This is a genomic window from Paraburkholderia tropica, from assembly GCF_014171495.1.
Classification (GTDB): Bacteria; Pseudomonadota; Gammaproteobacteria; order Burkholderiales; family Burkholderiaceae; genus Paraburkholderia; species Paraburkholderia tropica.
This window is the reverse complement of sequence record NZ_CP049136.1, coordinates 478,035-496,590: the sequence shown is the minus strand read 5'-3', so window position 1 is coordinate 496,590 and position 18,556 is coordinate 478,035. Positions and strand designations below refer to the sequence as shown.

General features: G+C 65.2%; 14 protein-coding genes. 5 read left to right on the top strand and 9 right to left on the bottom strand.

Annotation, left to right across the window (positions count from 1 at the left end):
- The first annotated feature begins 126 nt into the window (after positions 1–126).
- Positions 127–1,812 (top strand): MFS transporter, encoded by a 1,686-nt coding sequence (locus G5S35_RS25770; protein ID WP_183039908.1) that lies wholly within the window; start codon positions 127–129, stop codon positions 1,810–1,812.
- 49 nt (positions 1,813–1,861) lie between these two features.
- Here the strand turns inward: G5S35_RS25770 and G5S35_RS25765 are convergent, their stop codons facing one another.
- The gene (locus G5S35_RS25765; RefSeq protein WP_065060806.1) at positions 1,862–2,176 is read right to left on the bottom strand and encodes a DUF4148 domain-containing protein; all 315 of its coding nucleotides are present in this window, start codon (positions 2,174–2,176) and stop codon (positions 1,862–1,864) included.
- A 366-nt stretch (positions 2,177–2,542) separates the two neighbouring features.
- Here G5S35_RS25765 and G5S35_RS25760 point away from each other — a divergent pair, with 366 nt between their 5' ends.
- A complete protein-coding gene (locus G5S35_RS25760; RefSeq protein WP_065060805.1) occupies positions 2,543–2,725 on the top strand; it encodes a helix-turn-helix domain-containing protein in 183 nt (60 codons plus the stop codon).
- A 111-nt stretch (positions 2,726–2,836) separates the two neighbouring features.
- Here the strand turns inward: G5S35_RS25760 and G5S35_RS25755 are convergent, their stop codons facing one another.
- The 6 genes from G5S35_RS25755 to G5S35_RS25730 all read right to left on the bottom strand — a co-directional run bounded on the left by G5S35_RS25755 (position 2,837) and on the right by G5S35_RS25730 (position 9,573).
- Positions 2,837–3,610: a FadR/GntR family transcriptional regulator gene (locus G5S35_RS25755; protein ID WP_231957588.1), complete on the bottom strand. Its 774-nt coding sequence runs from the start codon at positions 3,608–3,610 to the stop codon at positions 2,837–2,839.
- 17 nt (positions 3,611–3,627) lie between these two features.
- A complete protein-coding gene (gene arfA, locus G5S35_RS25750) occupies positions 3,628–5,139 on the bottom strand; it encodes an arabinosylfuranosidase ArfA (protein ID WP_065060803.1) in 1,512 nt (503 codons plus the stop codon).
- 99 nt (positions 5,140–5,238) lie between these two features.
- On the bottom strand, positions 5,239–6,570 hold the full coding sequence (locus G5S35_RS25745; RefSeq protein ID WP_065060802.1) for an extracellular solute-binding protein: 1,332 nt from the start codon (positions 6,568–6,570) through the stop codon (positions 5,239–5,241).
- A 144-nt stretch (positions 6,571–6,714) separates the two neighbouring features.
- Positions 6,715–7,578 (bottom strand): carbohydrate ABC transporter permease, encoded by an 864-nt coding sequence (locus tag G5S35_RS25740; RefSeq protein WP_065060801.1) that lies wholly within the window; start codon positions 7,576–7,578, stop codon positions 6,715–6,717.
- A complete protein-coding gene (locus G5S35_RS25735) occupies positions 7,575–8,501 on the bottom strand; it encodes a carbohydrate ABC transporter permease (RefSeq protein WP_074982069.1) in 927 nt (308 codons plus the stop codon). The genes G5S35_RS25740 and G5S35_RS25735 overlap by 4 nt, the downstream gene beginning before the upstream one ends.
- The gene (locus tag G5S35_RS25730) at positions 8,491–9,573 is read right to left on the bottom strand and encodes an ABC transporter ATP-binding protein (protein ID WP_183039907.1); all 1,083 of its coding nucleotides are present in this window, start codon (positions 9,571–9,573) and stop codon (positions 8,491–8,493) included. Before G5S35_RS25730 ends, G5S35_RS25735 begins: the two co-directional genes overlap by 11 nt.
- A gap of 268 nt (positions 9,574–9,841) precedes the next feature.
- Here G5S35_RS25730 and G5S35_RS25725 point away from each other — a divergent pair, with 268 nt between their 5' ends.
- On the top strand, positions 9,842–10,165 hold the full coding sequence (locus G5S35_RS25725) for a hypothetical protein (protein ID WP_074982070.1): 324 nt from the start codon (positions 9,842–9,844) through the stop codon (positions 10,163–10,165).
- 99 nt (positions 10,166–10,264) lie between these two features.
- Here the strand turns inward: G5S35_RS25725 and G5S35_RS25720 are convergent, their stop codons facing one another.
- Positions 10,265–11,005 (bottom strand): hypothetical protein, encoded by a 741-nt coding sequence (locus G5S35_RS25720; RefSeq protein ID WP_183039906.1) that lies wholly within the window; start codon positions 11,003–11,005, stop codon positions 10,265–10,267.
- Positions 11,006–11,197: 192 nt separating this feature from the next.
- Here G5S35_RS25720 and G5S35_RS25715 point away from each other — a divergent pair, with 192 nt between their 5' ends.
- Positions 11,198–11,656: a hypothetical protein gene (locus G5S35_RS25715; RefSeq protein WP_183039905.1), complete on the top strand. Its 459-nt coding sequence runs from the start codon at positions 11,198–11,200 to the stop codon at positions 11,654–11,656.
- A gap of 178 nt (positions 11,657–11,834) precedes the next feature.
- Complete coding sequence (locus tag G5S35_RS25710) at positions 11,835–15,125, top strand: hypothetical protein (protein ID WP_183039904.1); 3,291 nt, start codon at positions 11,835–11,837, stop codon at positions 15,123–15,125.
- Between the two features lie 29 nt (positions 15,126–15,154).
- Here G5S35_RS25710 and G5S35_RS25705 read toward each other — a convergent pair whose 3' ends face one another.
- A complete protein-coding gene (locus tag G5S35_RS25705; RefSeq protein ID WP_183039903.1) occupies positions 15,155–18,535 on the bottom strand; it encodes an autotransporter in 3,381 nt (1,126 codons plus the stop codon).
- Positions 18,536–18,556 lie beyond the last annotated feature (21 nt).

Here is an 18,556-nt window from a genome sequence, read left to right as displayed (position 1 = left end):
TACGCTTGAGCGTGGCATTGTCATCAATTTCTGGCGATCCGTCGATTATCGCGGGCGTGCGGCTGATTCGGCGCAACTTCGCGACGATCGCGACGCCAGCCAGCGCCACGCCGACACGGAGCGAATGTGGCCAATCCCGATCTCGTCGAGCGCGAATCGACTTCCGCCGCGAAATCCGTACCGAAGTCCACACACGCGGTCGCCGCGCAGGCGAGCCCGTGCGATGAACTCGTCATCCGCGCGCAGCCCACGGCCGTCGACCGGCCGTGCCGGCGCAAGCGTCTCGCGCTCGCGGCCACCATACTCGGCTCGAGTATGGCCTTTATCGACGGCTCGGTCGTCAACGTGGCGCTGCCGTCGATTCAGGCCGAACTCGGCGCGAGCGTCGCGGCCATGCAGTGGGTCGTGAACGCGTATCTGCTGTTTCTCGGCTCGCTCGTGCTGGTAGGCGGCTCGATGGGCGTCAAACTCGGCCGCCGCACGATTTTCATCGCGGGCATCGCGTTGTTCACGCTCGCGTCGGCCGCGTGCGGATTCGCGTCGAACGCGGCAGCGCTGATCGCCGCGCGAGCGGTGCAGGGGATCGGCGCGGCCTTGCTCGTGCCCAGCAGCCTCGCGATCATCGGCGCGGTGTTCGACGATGCCGCGCGCGGACGCGCCATCGGCACCTGGGCGGGCGTGGGCGCGATCACGTCGGCGGTGGGGCCGGTGGCGGGCGGCTGGCTCGTCGACGCGCTGTCCTGGCGCGCGATCTTCTTCCTGAACGTGCCGCTCGCCGTGCTGACGACTGCGCTCGCGCTGGCTTCGGTGCCGAACAGCCACAAGGCCGATGCGCCCGAGCGGCTCGACTGGCCCGGCGCGCTGGCGGCGGCCGCGGGACTCGCGGCGCTCACGTTCGGGCTGACGCTGGCGTCGACGCTCGGTTTTGCGCAGGCACGTGTGTTGGGTTCGATCGGCGCGGGCGTGCTCTTGCTCGGCGTTTTTGTGTGGATCGAGGCGCACAGCGAGAACCCGATGATGCCGCTCGACGTGTTCCGTTCGCGCGACTTCAGCGGCGCGAATCTCGTGACGTTGCTGCTGTATTTCGGGCTGGGCGGCGCGCTGTTCTTCCTGCCGTTCACGCTGATCCGCGCGCATGGCTATCACGCGACGCAGGCGGGCGCGGCGCTGCTGCCGGTGCCGGTGATCATCGGCCTGCTCTCGCGCTTCACGGGCGGTCTGACGAGCCGCTTCGGCGCGCGCGCGTTGCTGACGGTGGGGCCGGGCATCGCCGGAATCGGTTTCGCGCTGCTGGCGGCGCCGTGGGCGCGCGGCGGCGGCTACTGGAGTGGATTTTTTCCCGCGCTCGTCGTGCTCGGGATCGGGCTGACGATCACCGTCGCGCCGCTGACCACGGTCGTGATGGGCGCGGTGGCGGCCGATCGCACGGGCGTCGCGTCCGGCATCAATAACGCCGTGGCGCGCGTGGCGAGCCTGCTCGCGATTGCGGTGCTGGGGATCGTGTTCGTGTGGGCGCACGATGCGGCGCTCGCGGCGCGGCTCGATGCGCTACAGGTGCCGCGCGAGGCGCGGCAAACTGCGCCGTTGCTGGAACCGGCGGCGCACGCGGATTCGGACCCGAACCCGGCTTCCGCGCCGCTGGCGGCGCCGGTCGCGCGTGCGCAAGCCGAGGCGATCGCCGACGCGTTGCGCGCCGTCGCGCTCGTCTCGGCAGCGTGCGCGTTCGCGGCGGCAGGGCTCGCGCTGACGACTATCCGGCCCTTGAAACCTTCGGCGCTACCGCCCCAGATCGCGCATCACGGAGATCAGTGAGCGGATCGATGAGGCGGTGAACGTTGAAGCGATGCTTCGATGCTGCGGATTACTGGCCGAAGTAGACCGGCTTCATGCCGTCGTAGGCGGGGCGCACTGCGGCGACCGGCGCGCCCGAAGCGGCCGAACCGTTCGCCACGCCGCCGACGGCGTTGTTCTGCGCGGCAACCTTGGCTTCGGCGGCGAGGATGTCATCGGGGTAGTGCGGGTCGTTGCCGCGCGACGGGCTATAGCCGGCCTTTTCGAGCTGGACGAGTTCGGCGCGAACCTGGGCGCGGGTCAGCGGGCCATTCGACTGGGCGAACGAAGCAACCGGGACAACGAGAGCAACGGCAACTGCAACGGCCTGGATCAGGGACTTCATGATTACTACCTCCGTGGTTTTCTGGTTTTCGGTTGGGCTGATTTGTCGCAACCGATGACCAGAGTCTAGGAGTTTCGCGCCCTGGGGTTAACCATGATCTGGCGAAGGGATTCTTGCAGCCGGCAGCAAGATCGGAGAGTGCTTTGCGGCGTTGAGCGGAGTGGGGCGGTGCGGGGGCGGCGAAAGTCCGTCGCGCGAGGGCGTTCAACCGCCCGAACGCGCGCGGAATGACTTTCGACGGTCTCCGGCCGGGCGTTTTACGCGCAAATCGGGGTGTCAAATCGGGCGCGATCATGACAAAATGTCGCTTTAAGTCTCGATGAGGCGGGACATTTTGTCGTTTTTGTTGTTTTCGTCGAGACAGTCATGAAACCCGCAGATCTCTCCTACGCCCTCGCGCGCCTCGGCTGGACTCACGTGACGTTCGCCGACTATTCGGGCTACGACCGCCGCACTATCGGTCGATGGATCAACGGCCAGTCGGCGATTCCGCTGCTGGTGGAGCGGCACATCGACCTGCTGCTGGCGATACGCGACCGGATGCCGTGAGGGCGTGCCGTTATCGCCTTCGTTGATCGCGGGGTGCTGCGCACCGCGAACCCGCGAACCTTCGGTCGATCGCCCCGATGGGCGCATTGGCGCGTCGCCTCCGCGACCCCTTCAAGGCCCGACCGGCGCCGTCGTGTATCGCAGAATCCGGTCGCGTGAAGTCTCCAGCAAACGCGTCATCGCCGCCGCCGCCGCGTCCGCTTCGCGCGCCACGATATGCCCGCGGACGGCGTCGTGCAGTACGAGATCCTCGCTCGGCTGCGCGGCCTCGCGCTGCATCATCTCCGAGGAGACGCGCAGCGCGGCCTTGATCGCATTGCCGATCGTGATGAACATGCCGTTCTGCGAAGCCGTGATGATCGCGAGGTGAAACTCCAGGTTCGCGTCCGCCGCCGCGCGAATCGCCGACACGCCATGCTGCGCCGACTGATCGTAGGCGGCCACGAGTTCGAGGTAACGCCGCTCGATGATCTGCACGGTGTCCTCGTTGCCGTGACGCGCTGCGAGAAAACTCGCGCGTGGCTCGAAACAGATGCGCATTTCGAAAATGTCCTCGACGATCTTCGAGTCGAATTGCGCATTGAGCCGCCACGCGAGCACGTCGCGATCGAGCAGATTCCAGTCGGAAAAAGGCAGCACGCGTGTGCCGATTTTCGGCGACACGGCAATCAAACGCTTGCCCGCCAGTTGCTTGATGGCTTCGCGCAGGGTGGTGCGGCTCACGCCATACGCACTGCACAGTTCGCTTTCGACCGGCAGCGCGTCGCCGGGCGCGAACTCGCCCGAGACCACGCGCATGCCGATAATCTTGGCGATCTGCGTCGTGATATTGCCGACGATCGGTTCGCGCTCGAACATCCCTTCCCCTTCGTAGACATCGTGCACGGCGTGTCCGCGCCGTGTTATCGGGCGGTCGTCACAATCACGTTCCACGAGCCCGGTTTGAGCTTCGCGCGCACGCGTTCCCCGTCGACCGACACGGCGTCGTTGATCGCCGGCGCCACCGTCGACGGCGCCTCCACCGTGTTCACCGCTTTCATGTTGGCATGATACAACTCGAGCGCGTGATCGAGCGTGCGTTCCTTGCCGAGTCCGCGCAATTCGATATTGAGTTCCATCTCTTCGCTCAAATGCCGGTTGAGCGCGAAAATCGCCGTCGTGCCGGTCGCGCGATCGTCCACGACCGCCGCGCAGAGATACGGGATTTCAGGGAACGTTTCCGCTTCATACGAGGCCGATTCGACCACCGGTTTGAGCACGCGGCCATGCGCGAATTTCGAGGCCTGCGAGAACGGATGGAAAATCGTTTGACGCCATGCGCGGCCGCCCGGCTCGGTCATGATCGGCCCGATCACATTGACGAGCTGCGCGAGACACGCGGTCTTCACGCGGTCGGCATTGTTCATCATCGTGATCAGCGCGCCGCCCACCACGAGTGCGTCTTCGTGGTTATAAACTTCTTCGATCAGACGCGGCGCTTCGGGCCAGCCGGGCTTGCGCAAATCGTTGATCGTTCGCGCCTTGTACCAGACATTCCATTCGTCGAACGAAAGCATGATGCGTTTGGACGAATGCTTGCGCGCCGCCACGCTGTCCGCCACCGCCACGATTTCCTTGATGAACAGATCCATCACTTCGATATTGCCGAAGAATTCGGCGGTCGAATCGCGCTTGTTTTCAAAGTAAGTATGTAGCGAAATGAAATCGACCTGCTCGAAACAATGATCGAGCACGCGGTCTTCCCACGCGCCATACGTAGGCATCTCATGCGTGGACGAACCGCAGGCCGCAAGCTGGATCGTGGGATCGACCGAACGCATCAGCTTGGCCGTTTCGAGCGCGGCGCGCCCGTATTCCTCGGCCGTTTTGCGGCAGATTTGCCATGGGCCGTCCATCTCGTTGCCGAGGCACCAGAACTTGATGTCGTGAGGTTTTTCGTGGCCGTGTTCGTGGCGCAGATCGGACAGCGCCGTGCCGCCCGGGTGATTGCAATACTCCACGAAACGGCGCGCTTCGTCGGGGCCGCGCGTGCCGAGATTCACGCCATACATCGGCTCGATATCGAGCTTGCGGCACCATTCGATGAATTCATTGGTGCCGAACTGATTCGTTTCGGTCGAGTACCACGCCAGATCGAGTCGGCGCGGACGTTTTTCGCGCGGGCCCACGCCGTCTTCCCAGTTGTAGCCCGAGAGAAAATTGCCGCCCGGATAGCGCACGATCGTCGGACCGAGTTCGCGCGTGAGCGCCATGACGTCCTGACGAAAACCGTTTTCGTCGGCTTCCGGATGGCCAGGTTCGAAAATGCCGGTGTAGACGCAGCGGCCCATGTGTTCGACGAACGCGCCGAACACGCGCCGGTCGAGATCGGAGACGACAAAGTCGCGGTCGACAATGAGGCGTGAAGCGATCATGGTGTTCCTCTATCCATCTTTGAGCGTTATCGGAAGGCGCGCATTGCCTGCTCGCCTTTACTTCGATTACCTGGCATGACGAATCAATTGCGCGCGAATTTATCGTGCCAGCAGGGCGTTCGTGCGCTGTTCCGCTTCCTTCTGCACATCGGCGACGGACTTGCCGGTCGAGAGCATATTGCTGATTTCCTCGCCCACGATCTGCTGGATCGCGAACTGGCGCGGCACCGTATTCGGCAGCGCATAGCCGGTGCTGGAAATCTCCTTGATGGCGTCGCGATGCGGCAGCGCGCTAAACGCGGCGCTGGTGATGACCGACTGACGCGCGGGCAGATGGCCGGTGCGAGCCCAGTCGCCGTCGTGGTCGTAGAGGAACTTCAGGAACACCAGCGCGGCGTGGCGGGTCTTTTCGTCCTTCGCGCCGCCCTTGAGCATCACCCACGAATGACCGTCGGCCCACACGGCCTTCTTCTGGAACAGGTTCGGAAACGGCACCACGTCGTAGCCGTTTGCGAGCGCGCTGCCCGGCTTGTTCGAGAGATTCGTGAAGTCCTCGATCACCCACGTGCCGCACATGAGCACGCCGGCCTTGCCGTTTTCAAATGCCTGGTTCGCCGCGCCATAGTCGAGCCCCGGCGTAATGTCGCCCGCCTTCATGAGCTTGTCGTAAAGCGTGAGCGCATTGGTAGCCGCGGGCGTGTGCAGGTCGATCTTCGTCGGCCCATTCGGGAACAGCGTGCCGTTCTGCTGATACACCCAGGTATAGAACGTACGCGTTTGCGCGGCCGATTCATTGGCGATCGGCACCGCGAAGTAGGGCAGTCCGGTCTTGTCCTTGAACTGCTTCGCCTGCGCGAGCAATTCGTCGGGCGTTTTCGGCAGGATGGGCTTGCCGTTCGCATCCACGAGGCCCGCCTTCTTGAACAGATTCACGTTGATGTGCCAGAGCCACGAATGCGTGTCGAACGGCAGCGCATAGGTCTTGTCGCCGAACGTGACGCCGCGATGCGCATGCGGCGTGAAATCGTTTTTGTCGATGCCGACTGACTTGAAACCGTCGTCGAGCGGCTCGACGAGATTGCGCTTCACGTAGTCGCCGAGCACGGCCTCGTGCATGACCGAAATGGTCGGCACATCGCGGCTCAGAATGCGCGCGTCGAGTTGCGTGTAATACGGCGACCACTCGATGATTTGCGGCTTGACGACGATGTCTTCCTTGTTCGTGGCGTTGAACTGATTCACGAGCGTCGTGATGATGCCGCACTCGCCCGACGCCTTGCTCACGTCGTTGACCTTGCCGTACTCGGCGTCGCAAGCGCCGAAAAAGCGCGACAGCGTGATTTCCGTCCTGGCCTGCACCGGCGCGGTCAAGGTTGCCGCGAGCCCGAGCGCCGCGAGTGTGAGCACGCCGCGCACCAACGTTCTTCTCATGTCTCTCTCCTATGGACGTCCGGATGGCGCGAATGAATCGAACGGCGCGCGCGGGACGCTATTTTGTTTGCATAACGAATCAATAAAAATCGGAGGCATGTGTGCATGGAACGGCACGCCATGCCGGACGAGTGATGCCGGGGACTAGCGAACCGCCGTGCCGGCCACGGCCGCCACGATGTACTTCTGGAAGAACAGATAGAGCACGAAGATGGGCAGCCCGGCGAAGATCGCCTGCGCCATCAGATAGCCGATGCCTTCGGACTGCGCGAAATTGCCTTGCGTGGACGCGAGACCGATGGTCAACGTGTACATCTCGGGCTTCGACGCGGACACCAGCGGCCACAGATAATCGTTCCAGGCGCTGAGAAACGTGAAGATCGCGAGCGTGGCCTGCGCGGGCAGCGAAAGCGGCAGCACGACGCGCCAAAACACCTTGAAACGCGAGGCATTGTCGAGCAGCGCGGCTTCTTCGATCTCGACCGGTACCGCCTTGAAATACTGCGTCATCAGATAGACGCCGAACGGCGAGGCAAGACGCGGCAGGATCAGTGCGCCGTAGGTGTTGTGCCAGTCGAGCGTCGCGAAGATATGATGCAGCGGAATCACGAGCGCCTGTTCGGGCACGGCGAGTCCGCAAAGGCAAATGACGTAGACATAGCGTTTGCCCGGAAACTCCGTGCGCGCAAAGCCATAACCCGCGAGCGACGCGATCATCAGCGTGAGCAGCGTCTGGCCGATCGAGACGATCAGGCTGTTCACCAGCCAGCCGCCCACCGCCGAGGTCTGCAGAATGTTCGTGTAGTTTTGCAGCGTGAACGGCGGAGAAAACAGTACGTCGGTGTGCTGCTCGAGAAACGCATTCGGCTTGAACGAGAGACACAGCACCCAGACCAGCGGGGTGATCCACAGCAGGGCGAGCGCCACGACCGCGCCCAGCATCAGGCGATCGCCCAGACGCCCGGCCAGCGCGCCGCGCGGCCGCGATTCGAAAGCGAGCGTGCTCATGCCTTCTCCTTTTTACGCAGCAGCCATGCTTGCGCGACCACGCCGATCAGCATCAACGCGAACAGAACTTGTGCCGCCGCGGCGGAATAACCGAACGACCATTGGCGGAAACCGGTCTCGTAGATGAACTGCACGAGCGGGCGCGTGGAGTTGTTCGGGCCGCCGTCGGTGAGCAGTTGCGCCTGGCCGAACACCTGAAATTGCAGCACCGCTTCGATCACCGCCACAAGCGCGACAGTGCGCCAGATCGAAGGCAGGGTGATCTTCGTGAAGGCGCGCCAGCGTGTGGCGTTGTCGAGCGCCGCCGCTTCATAAAGCTCTTGCGGAATCTGCTGGAGCGCGGCGAGAAAGAGCATCATCGGCAGCCCCACGATCCACCAGACCGTGACGACGGCGACGGCCGGCAGCGCCGTGGCTTCGTGCATCAGCGGCAGGAATTCGGGCCAATGGAGTGCGTGGCTCACGTCGGCGAGCAGTCCGTTTCCGGGCATCATCACGAGCTTCCAGACCAGCGTGACGATGGTGACCGACAACACCGACGAACCGAAAAAGAGCGCGCGCAATGCGGCGCCGAAGCGGCCGGGGCGGTTCAGCACCAGTGCGAGCGCGAGACCGAGCAGCACGAAAACCGGAACGGTCAGAATGACGAAATAGAACGTGTTGCGCATCGCGCCGCGAAAGATCGGATCGAGCGCGAGGTCGAGGTAATTGCGGATACCGATGAAGTCGCTCGTGCCCGCGAGCAGATCCACGCGTTGAAGACTGAGCCACCAGCCGAATGCGAGCGGCACGATCAGCAGCAGCACGTAGACGATCACGAAAGGCAACACGAACAGCGCGTTGGACCACGGCGCGCGCAGCTTGCGGCGGCGGTCCTCGCGGGTGGTCGGCAGCGGCATGGCGAGCGAGCGGTCAGAGGCCATGATATGCCGCGCCCGTCTCGTCGAACAGATGCAGGTGCGCCGCGTCCAGACTCAGGCGGACCTCGTCGCCGGTTTCGAGTTCGCGCTCGCGCGGCAGTTCGGCCACGATCAACTGGCCGTTGGGCAGGCTCACGTGGGCGAGCGAGCGGTCGCCGAGCCGTTCGATGACTTCGGCGCGGCCCGTGATCGGCCCTTGCGGATCGAGCACGACATGTTCGGCGCGCACGCCCAGCGTGAGCTTGCCCGCAGGCAGGCTGGCGGTCGCGACGGCGGTGGGAACGGTCACGGAGTCGAAGGGCAGCGCAACGGTCAGCCTGCCGCCGTTGTCGCCTGCGCGTTCGACGTCGATGAAATTCATCGCCGGTGCGCCGATAAAGCCCGCCACGAAGCGCGTGGCGGGGCGGCGGTAGATGTCGAGCGGCGCACCGATCTGCTCGATACGCCCGCGGTTCATCACCACAATGCGAGTGGCGAGCGTCATCGCTTCGACCTGATCGTGCGTGACGAATACCATCGTGGCGTGCAGACGTTGATGCATGCGCGCGAGTTCGAGCCGGGTGCGATTTCGCAGCGCGGCGTCGAGATTCGAGAGCGGTTCGTCGAACAGAAACGCTTCGGGTTCCTTAACGACTGCGCGGCCGATCGCAACGCGCTGACGCTGCCCGCCGGACAGCTGCGCCGGACGGCGTTGCAGCAGGGTGCCGAGTTCGAGCATGCGGGCGGCTTCGTTAATGCGCTTGTCGACCTCGCCCGCGTTCACGCCCGTATTGCGCAGACCGAACGCCATATTGTCGTAGACGGTCATGTGCGGATAGAGCGCGTAATGCTGAAACACCATCGCCACGCCGCGCTTGCCGGGCGGCTGCTCGTTCACGCGCCGCTCGCCAATGCTGATCTGACCGTCGCTCACGGTTTCGAGCCCGGCGATCATGCGTAGCAAGGTGGATTTCCCGCAGCCGGACGGGCCGAGGAAAACAAGGAATTCACCGGAGTGAATGTCGAGGTCGAGGCCGGTAATGACCTCGGTGTCTCCGTACCGCTTCGTTACGCCGCTCAGCCGGATGCCCGTCACGGTGCCTCCTGGGTGGTTGTCTCGTATCGTCGCTTGTCGATTTAGTGCGTTGATATTATGAAAAGAACGAGGACGTGACCCATTCGTGTAAACACTGATCATCCGTAATCCCAAATAATGAGAAAAAAATCATTCGATGCGATACGAATATTCAATTTGAAGCGCTAATAAAAGTCGCGCGGCACGGTGATTGCGCAATGCAAGTCATGATCGGGCCTGCGCGTTTGCGTGCGCCGATCTTCCTGTCCAACTCACGGAGGAACGGATCATGAAAAAGGGCACTGGCACTTTATTGGCAGCCGTTGCGGCACTGGCACTGTCCGGCGGCGCGTTTGCACAAACGAGCGGCGGCATGAGCAGCGGTTCGTCGAGTCATGGCGCGACAGCCAATCCGGCAACGAATCAGATGAACGACACGACGAGCGGTTACGGCATGCCTGGCGCAACCAATTCGGACAGCGGCATGAGCGCGCCTGGCTCGAACATGGGTCAACAACCGGGCATGAATAACGGCGCCACGACCGCCACCCCCGCGCCGAAGACCAACAACACGCTGGCTACGCCGAGCGTGAAGTCGCCTGTCGGAAATTAATTAAGGCGACGCGTTGGAATTGATAAAACTGTCTGTGTAAAAAAAGCCGCTAGCCTTTCGGTTAGCGGCTTTTTATTTTCCCACGTCATTCCGCTCGAATTACGGTTTCGCGCGCAATTCGGTTTGCAGTTTTCCGATCCAGTCAGCAAGCTGGGCTTCGCCGCTTTCGTCGAGTTTGCCCTTGAGTTCGCGATACCAGTTCACGACGTCTTCACGCGAAAGACTGCCTTCGAGAATGGGCAGACTCTTTTCCAGAAAAGTCTCGAAGAACGGCACGCCGCGCATGTACAGGAACGTGGAATCGGTGATGTGCAGATGTGCGTAGGCATCGCGCATCCACGTGATATGCGGTAGCGCTTCGCTCAGATAGCCGCGCTGAACCAGCGCCGAAAGAAAGTTCGTCCGCGCCGACACATCGGACTGCTCGTGCGTTTCCTGATTCACCTGCATCGACTTCGTCAGCCACGCTTCTCCGCGTTCGACTTCGCCGCACATGACGGAGGTCGTCGCGAGTTGCACGGCGTTGTGTGCCGTGGGTTCGTGCTCGAATAGCGCGAGCCAGTGTGAGAACGCTTGCGGATAACGGTGCGATTGCGAATAACTGAGTGCGCACAAGCGGCTCGCGTCGGCGAAACGCCCGGTGTGCGGCGTGGCTGACGCGATGGCGTCGTCGTAGCGACCGGCCTTGAACGCCGCCAACGCATGCGCGAGTTCGGGCGCGATCTCGCCGCCGCTTTCCTGCTTCGGCGTGTCCTGCATGTCTTGCCTGGCGGCTGCCGACGTGGCGTCGATAGTGTCAGCCGGACGTTTCTTGCGGAAGAGCGTGCTGAACAGGCTCATCGTGGTTGGAGGCGATGGAAAGCGCCCGATGATACGTGAATCCGTTACGGGATTCGCCGATCCCTGCGCATTCGATTCGCGATGCATCGCCTTTCGCCATGGGCGTTGGATTGACATACCGCTTCGCATACGCGAACACGATTTCCCACTCGCGCATCGCGACGGAAAAAACTCGACTATGATGGAGCGCTCTTGCGTCGACCGCGCATGTTGCCGCGCTCGACGTTCAATCCGACGACCCTCGCGCGGGCTGCGGCGCGCGCCTCGATTCACGACGAGCCGACATTGACTTCCCCACACGGTTTCAAGGCGCGGCTGAGCGCCGCCGCGTTCATCGCTTGCACGTTGTCTACTGCCGCGCACGCGCAAACGACGACCGATCCCGTCGCGTCGATTTGCCAGGCACGCGCGCATAACGCGCAACTCGTCGCGCAAGACCGCGACGCGGGCATCACGCGCGAGCAGGAAATGCAGAAGGCGTATCGCGTAGCGGGCGCCATGCCCATCGGGCGTCAGCAATATGCACTCGCGGAAATGAGCCAGTTTGTCGACGGGCTTTATGGCCGCTATGCGAAAGTCTCGCCGCAGGACGCCTATACGAAGTACCTCGCGTATTGCGAAGGGCAGCAGTCGCGCGTGCCGGTGCAGTGAATCGTCGGCCGATTCACGTCATGCACAACGCAACAAGTGAGCAAGCCGGCGTGGCTTGCTTCGCGTGACGCTTCGTGAGTTCGCATTCGCCTGCGCGCCCCGGCTTTTCGCCGCCAAAGATGGACGATCGTCGTCGTAAAGCCATCGACGACAACCGACTATCGACGGGAGAGCGCCTGTGGGGAATCCGTTCAACTTCAACATTCGATCATTGCTGGGCGGCGGTTCCGCCGCCCAGCAGCAAGCCCCGCAGCCACCGGCGCCGCAGGCGAACCAGCCTCTGACGAATAGCGATCCGCTGCCCGATCGGCGTGCGCCGGACAGTGTGCTCGGCGGCCTGAAGTCGCTGAAAAACGAGTTGCCGAATGCAACGCCGCCCGCGAATGGCGAGGCGATGCCGCCCACGTCCGCGTTGCGCAAGAATCTCAGCGGCGGCGGCATTCGACAGAACCTCACGCCGTTCGCGGCGTCGAGCAGCGTCAGTGCCTCGCGGCCTGCGCCGCAAGTCGAGGTGGCGGCCGACCAGATCCGCACGCCGAAGCCGAACGCCAAAACGCCGCTTGGTGTTGCGTCGCAACACCCCACCAACGTGAACACGGCGCTCGGCAAAAACGCGCGTGAGACGGCATCGAGCGCGCACCTGGAATTGCGGCAGGACGATGCGTTCGATCGCAAGCTCGAAACACTGTTCCCGCTGCCCGCCCATGCCACGGCGCAGGCGCGCCAGGAGCGCACGCAACTGATTCAGGACGTGCGTGCCGCGATCCCGCAGAACGTGCGCGGCGAGCCGCCGCTCGCGAAGGCGCGCTATCTGGGCCATGCGCTTGCCGAGGCGAGCGGCGGCGACGTCGCGCGCGCCCGCGCGGCGCTCGCGAATCTGCAAGGTACGCCGGGCGCTCCGCAGGCGCAGCAGGACGGCTTCGCGGCGCGCTGCGCGATGGCGCGTTCGCACGCGGCGTTCGGTGCGTTGCGCGATGTCGATCAGGGACCGGCGATCAATCCGCGCAACGGTCCGGGGCAGGGCGGCGTCGATGCGCGTGACCACAAGATTCACGACGAAGCCGACTGGCAGACCTGGCGCGCCGCCGATGCGCTGCTCGCCGCGTGGCCGCGTAACGCCGCTGCAAACGGTGCAGCGCCGCCCGCGCCACCCGCTTCGCTCGACGAACTTGGGCACGCCGCCAATGCGATGTTGCCCGCCGCCGAGCGTCTGAATTTGCCGAACGCACCAGTTGCCAATGATACGGTATCCGAAGCACTGGCCGGACAGACGCAGAACGCCAAGGCGTTTCTCTGCGCGCGGGCGCTCGTCGACGACACGCACGCGCAACCGCCCATCGCATTGCGCTCGGCCTATCTTGCGCATCGCAACGGCATTGCCGAAGCCGACGTCGGCAAGATCCAGGGGCGTATGTACTCGCTCGTCAAACACGCGCAGCGCAACACCACCGCGCCGCGCACCGGCTCCTGGCTCAATCGTCAGACGCAGCGCTTCAAGCAGGCCATGACGCACGACGTCAAGCAGGGCGTGAAGCAGGCGTTCGGCCACGAGAAGAATCCGATCGGCGCGCTCGGTCTCGGCACGGCGGGCGGCGTGATGGATCATCCGGAGGAAGATTTCAGCACGCTGCATTCGATCGATGCGGTGGTCAATCATCTGAACGGGAATGTCGCCAGCGCCGCGCCCACGCAAAACATGCAGCCGAACGATCCCGTGCTGGAGCAGGCGGTCCGCGCCGCCGCATTGATCCAGTGGAAGAATTCGATCGGCACCAAGGGCTGGCTTCACGACGACATGAAACTCGGCCGCTTCCAGCGCGCTCAGATGGCGCGCGACGTCGCGCAGGCGCTGCATATCGACAAGGAAACGGTGCGCAGCAATCCGACTTTCCAGTCGCTTTCGAAGATGCGCGGCGCGAAGAAACTGAACGCGCAGACGCTCGATGAGTGGGCGACCGGCGCCGGCATGAACATGGGCGCGGCGGTCCCCGGCAGCGGACGCTCGCTGCGCGAGAACCTCGACCGCATGAAGGCGATTCGCCAGGACCCGATCGAAACGCCGCAGACGCCGCAAGGCAATGTGGGCGCGCTGTGCAATCTGATCGACACCATTCCGAAGACGTGGAGCGTGCAGATGTCGAGCGGCGGCGTCTACGGGCTCGATGCGAATATTTCCGAAAACCTCGCCACGGCGCTGGGCCTCGTCGGTGCGCCGAGCGCCTCGGTCGCGCCGGACGTGCGTTATCTGAAAGGCCGTCATGCGGTGCTCGAAGTGGGCTCGACCTCGCACCACGGCGAAGTGTTCATCGGCACCGATACGCGTAAGTCCGCGCACCTCGGCGCGTCGGGATTCATCGGTTGGAGTCTCGCGGGCGGCAAGGTGCTGGCGAGCGTGGCGCCCTCGCTCGTGGGCGGGCGCGACAAGAGCAGCCCGCGCGGCGTGGTGATCCGCGCGCCGTACTCGCAGACGAATCATCCGAATGACGACAACGCCTGGCGCGGCAAGCTCGGCGACGCCGTGCGCACGATCGGCGGTTCGGGGCCCGGCGGCACGATGCCGCAAAACAAGGACGAGATGTGGAACGGCATGGCGCACGAATATTTCGCGGACCCGGATCTCTCGATCGGTTGGGTCGAGAACAAGGCGCATACCGATTACGCCTCGCTCTCCGGCACGGGCGGCGTGCGCTACGTGACCTCGGCGAACGTGAAGGTGGGCGCGTTCGTGAGCGGCGAAGTGACCGGCAATCGCAGCGTCGCACACGCGACCGACGAGAGCGGTGCGCGCACCGTCAACAAGTCGTCGAACAGTCTTAACTTCGCGGCGAACGCGAGCGCCGCTGTGGTGGCGAGCCCGCCGCCCGTGCCCGTGTCCGGACCGGGGCCGTTCAACTCGCTGTCGTTTTCGAGCGTGCCGGTTTATGGCATCGGCACCACGGTGCTGCAATCGGGCAAGGGCTCGACGTTGCGTCTTTACGAGGAGCACGGCGAGATCGTGCCCGAGCGCACCTATCGCGACACGGAGTTCACGCGCGTGGGCGATTATCTGCAATACATCGACAGCCGCAACGACGCGTGGGTTACGTCGATGGAGGGCAACCAGAACGAGCTGAGCACGTATCAGACACGCGTGAAGCTCAACGCCACGCGCAGCAACCAGTATCACGGCGAGCGCCAGCGCATGGTGCCGGGCGCGGCGCGCGAGATCAACGCCTATCGCGGCGCGCTGCGCATGTACGAGGAGCGCGGGCACGAGCCGACGCAGTCCGAGCAGCAGGAGATGCTGCGCATTCGCGGCGAGATCGCGCGCGTGCTCGAAGCGCCGTCGAGCTGGACCAATCACGTGCTCTACAGCTACGAGTCGAATCAGGCGCAACGCACCAAGGGGCTGTCGTACGTGTTCGCCGCGCAGACGGTGCGCTCGGTCACGGCCCAGCGCGAACTGAGTGCATTGTCCGCGCGCGCGTGACGCGGACGCCGCCGTTGCGTGCGCCATCGTCATCCGTTGCCCGTTTGATTCGCGGGCGCGTTCGGGTCCGGTCGCGCGCGCTGATCGACTCGTTCGAGCAAGCCGAACGGAACGGTCTGCGCGAACAGTTCGCGGTCGCCGGTCGCGCTCGTCTGCGTGTTCATCTGCACCATGAAATTCAGGCCGGGGCTGCGCGTGACGGTGGTGCGTTCTTTCACCTTCAATTCGGCGGGCATCCATGATGCAGGGTCCTGGAGAATGCGTGCCGACTTCGCGTCGAGTTGCGCGTGCTCCGCGTGCGCGTCTGCGGGCAACTGCAATTTGACGGCCGCGACCGTATCGAGCCGGGACGCGGCGTCGCGACGCAAACGATAGCGGTGGAAGTAAGTCTGATTGGGCCGGCGATTGGCCTTCACGTCGCCCAGATGCTGATCGAGCCGTTCGGCCGCGAGTTCGCGCGGCGGTCGTAGCTGCACGTCGGGATCGGCTTGACGCCGCGTGTGCTGCTCATCGGCAATCTGTTCGGCAAACAGATCGATCCATTGCTCGCGGCTCGCGTCGATCGCCTGCGTGTAGGTGTGCGCGCTCGAATACTCGGTGTCGAACAGACAGGCGCGGTGCATCAGCTTGCCGTCTTCGCGCACGAGCTGGATCTTCGCGAGATGGCTGTCGTCGGCGAAAGTCAGCGTGCCCGAGGGCGCGTCGAGCGACGCGAAGCCGACGCCCACCTTGCCGACGTTTTCGGTGGCGCTCACGCTCGCGCCGAAGCGTCCCAGCAATCGCGAGCCCGCGCCCACGCGATGCTGCTCGATCTGCATGCGTCCGCTGGTTTCCTTCGAGTCGAGCGTCTGTTTCGCGGTGCGTTCGTAGCCGACGCCGGCCGTCGCGCCCACGCGCGCGAACGAAGCCGGGCCGGGCAGCTTGACCGATACGCCGACGTCGGCGGACGCGCCGCGCTTGACCGTGCGCGCGACCGTGTCGGTCCAGCTCACCGACACATCGGGGTCGTCGAAATAACGCTGCGCGAGCCGGTTCCAGGTGCCTTGCGAACCGCCCGAATCCGGTGCGTGCGCGTGCGTGGTTTCGTCGAACACATGATCGATGATGCCGCTGAGTTTCTCGCGCATCGCGTTGTCGTCGTAACCGGTGCCGTCGTCTTTCACGCGCCGCGCCACGCGCAGCGAAACGCCGCTCGGCTCCGAGAGTTCGCGCGAATGCAGCACCGCTTGCGTGGTCAGGCCCGCGCGCATCTGCGTGAGGCCGACGTCGAAGTCATAACCCACCAGCACGCCCGCGCCCGCATGGCGCACCGAGGTTTTCGTGGTGCCGAGGAACATCTCGACGCCCTGCGTGCCGCGGCTCAGTTCGACCACGGCCTCGCGGGATTTCGACGCGCGCAGATCGAGGCGCGGCGCGACGGGCACCGCGCCCGCATGCAGCACCTTGCCGATGTTCGCGCTCAGGCCGCGCGTGCTCACGCCGAGGCGCGCGCCATCGGTCAGACGCAGACGCGAACTCGACTGCAACCCGTTGGCGACGTCCTTGAGCGACTGGCGCAGATCGTCGGCGCTCCTGGGATCGGCGGGCGTGGCGGTCGAGACGTCGGGCGTGGCTTTCTGCTTCAGGTCGTCGAGTTGCGCCCAGAACGGCGAGTCGGCGGGCACCTGCGCGACCTTGCCCCACGACGCGAGGCGTTCGAGATCGAACGGGCCGCGCGCGATCGATTTGAACGGCGCGCTGCGTGCGAGTTCGTGCGGCGTGGCGGCGGCCCAGCGGTGGGCGACGTCGCGCACGCGCGCGAGCGTGGCGGGCGAGGGCACGTCGCGCGGCGTCAGTTCCGTGGCCACGGTTTCGGCGCGTTGCGCGATGGCGCTGAGCTGCTCGGCGTTCGGGCGGCCGTTGGCGAAGCCGCCGCTTTCGAGCCAGACGTGCAGCGCCGCCAGTTCGGCGATCGAACGTTCGGGCCGCGCGTGCGCGAGCGCGGCGGCGGGGCGCATCTCGGGGCGCTCGACGAGCGGCGGCAGCGCGTCTTGCATCGCTTCCTTGAGCGCCTTCCGCTCGTCGGCGACGGTCTTGCGCGGCACGCCCTGGGTGCCGTAACGCAGTGCCGAGAGCGGCGAGCGCTGCTTGCCGAACAGGCGCGGCAGAAAGCTTTTCCAGCGGCTGTCGCCCGCGCGGTCGATGGTCTTGCCCGAGAACTTGTTCAGACGCTCGCGGGCGCGCGACAGTTCGGTGCCGGGACCGTCCTCGCGGAAGTTCTGCCGCCACGCGAAGAACGCGCCTTTTTGGTCGTCGGTGAGCGCCTGGCGGCCGTAGCGCGAGAACGTCGATGCCGCGTTGTACGCGCGCCAGGCGAGCGGCGTGTCCTTCAGCGATGCGCCGGGCGCGGGCGCGTGGCGCGCGGCGACGGCGGCGGGCGAGACATCGTGCGTGGCGGCGTTCATCGCGGGTTCGAGCGTATCGGCGGTTTGCAGCATCATGCGTTGGGCGAGGCGCTGCGACGCTGTCTGCGTGGGCGGCTGCGCGGCTTCCTGTGAAGCGTCGGGCGCGGCGGCGCCCGCTTGCGCGCGCAAGTGTTCGAGCGCTTCGAAGCCCGCGTCGCTGCGCGAGAGCAGCGTCGCGACATGCCACGCGCGGTTCTGCGCGGGCGTGACGGGCGCGCTCGACTGCATGCGCGTGAAGTCGAGTCCGCCGAGCGCGTCGAGCACGTCGTTCGCTTGCCGCGCGTCGCCGACGTGCGCGCCGTGCAGCGCCTGCGCGAGCAGCGCGCCGCGCGTGGCGGCGGGGGCGTCGGCGGGCGCGCCGAGCGTGTGCAGCCGCTGCGAGAGCCGCGCGGAGGCCTGGGCGTCGTCGCGCGGGCCGGGCAGACGTTGCGCCACGTAGCTGAGCAGCGCATGGCCGCCGTCCATCGCGTCCGCGAGCGCGTGGCCCGCGCCCTGGTCGGCGGCGGTGGCGGCGACAGGGTGGGCCGTTTGCGCGGACGCCTGCGCGCTTGACGCCGCCGTTTTCGCCAGCGCCGCGCGGCCCGTCTTCGCGCCGTTTTCGAGCGGCGTGGCGGCGACGGTCGAGGCCGTCACCGGCCGCTCGGGCAGGCGCTGGCCCTCGGCCTTGAAATCGGTCGGCGCGAACGGCTTGCCGTGCGAACTGCGCTGCCAGGCGGCGGTGCTGATATCGAATTTCGCCGCGCGCAGACGCTGACCGGTGCGCGACAGCGCATGAGCGAAGCGGCCCAGCGTCGAGTCTTCGGTGAGTGCTTGCGGCTGGGCTTGCGGCTCCGCCTGCGCCTGCGCCTGCTGTTGGGCCTGACGTTGCGCCTGACGTTGCGCCTCGGTCAGCGCGGCGGTCTCGTGCCCGGCGGCTTCGTGCGTCGCGTTCGTCTGGGGCGGCGGGAGGGCGTGGAGATCGGACATGAGTCGGGCGTGCGGTGGGCA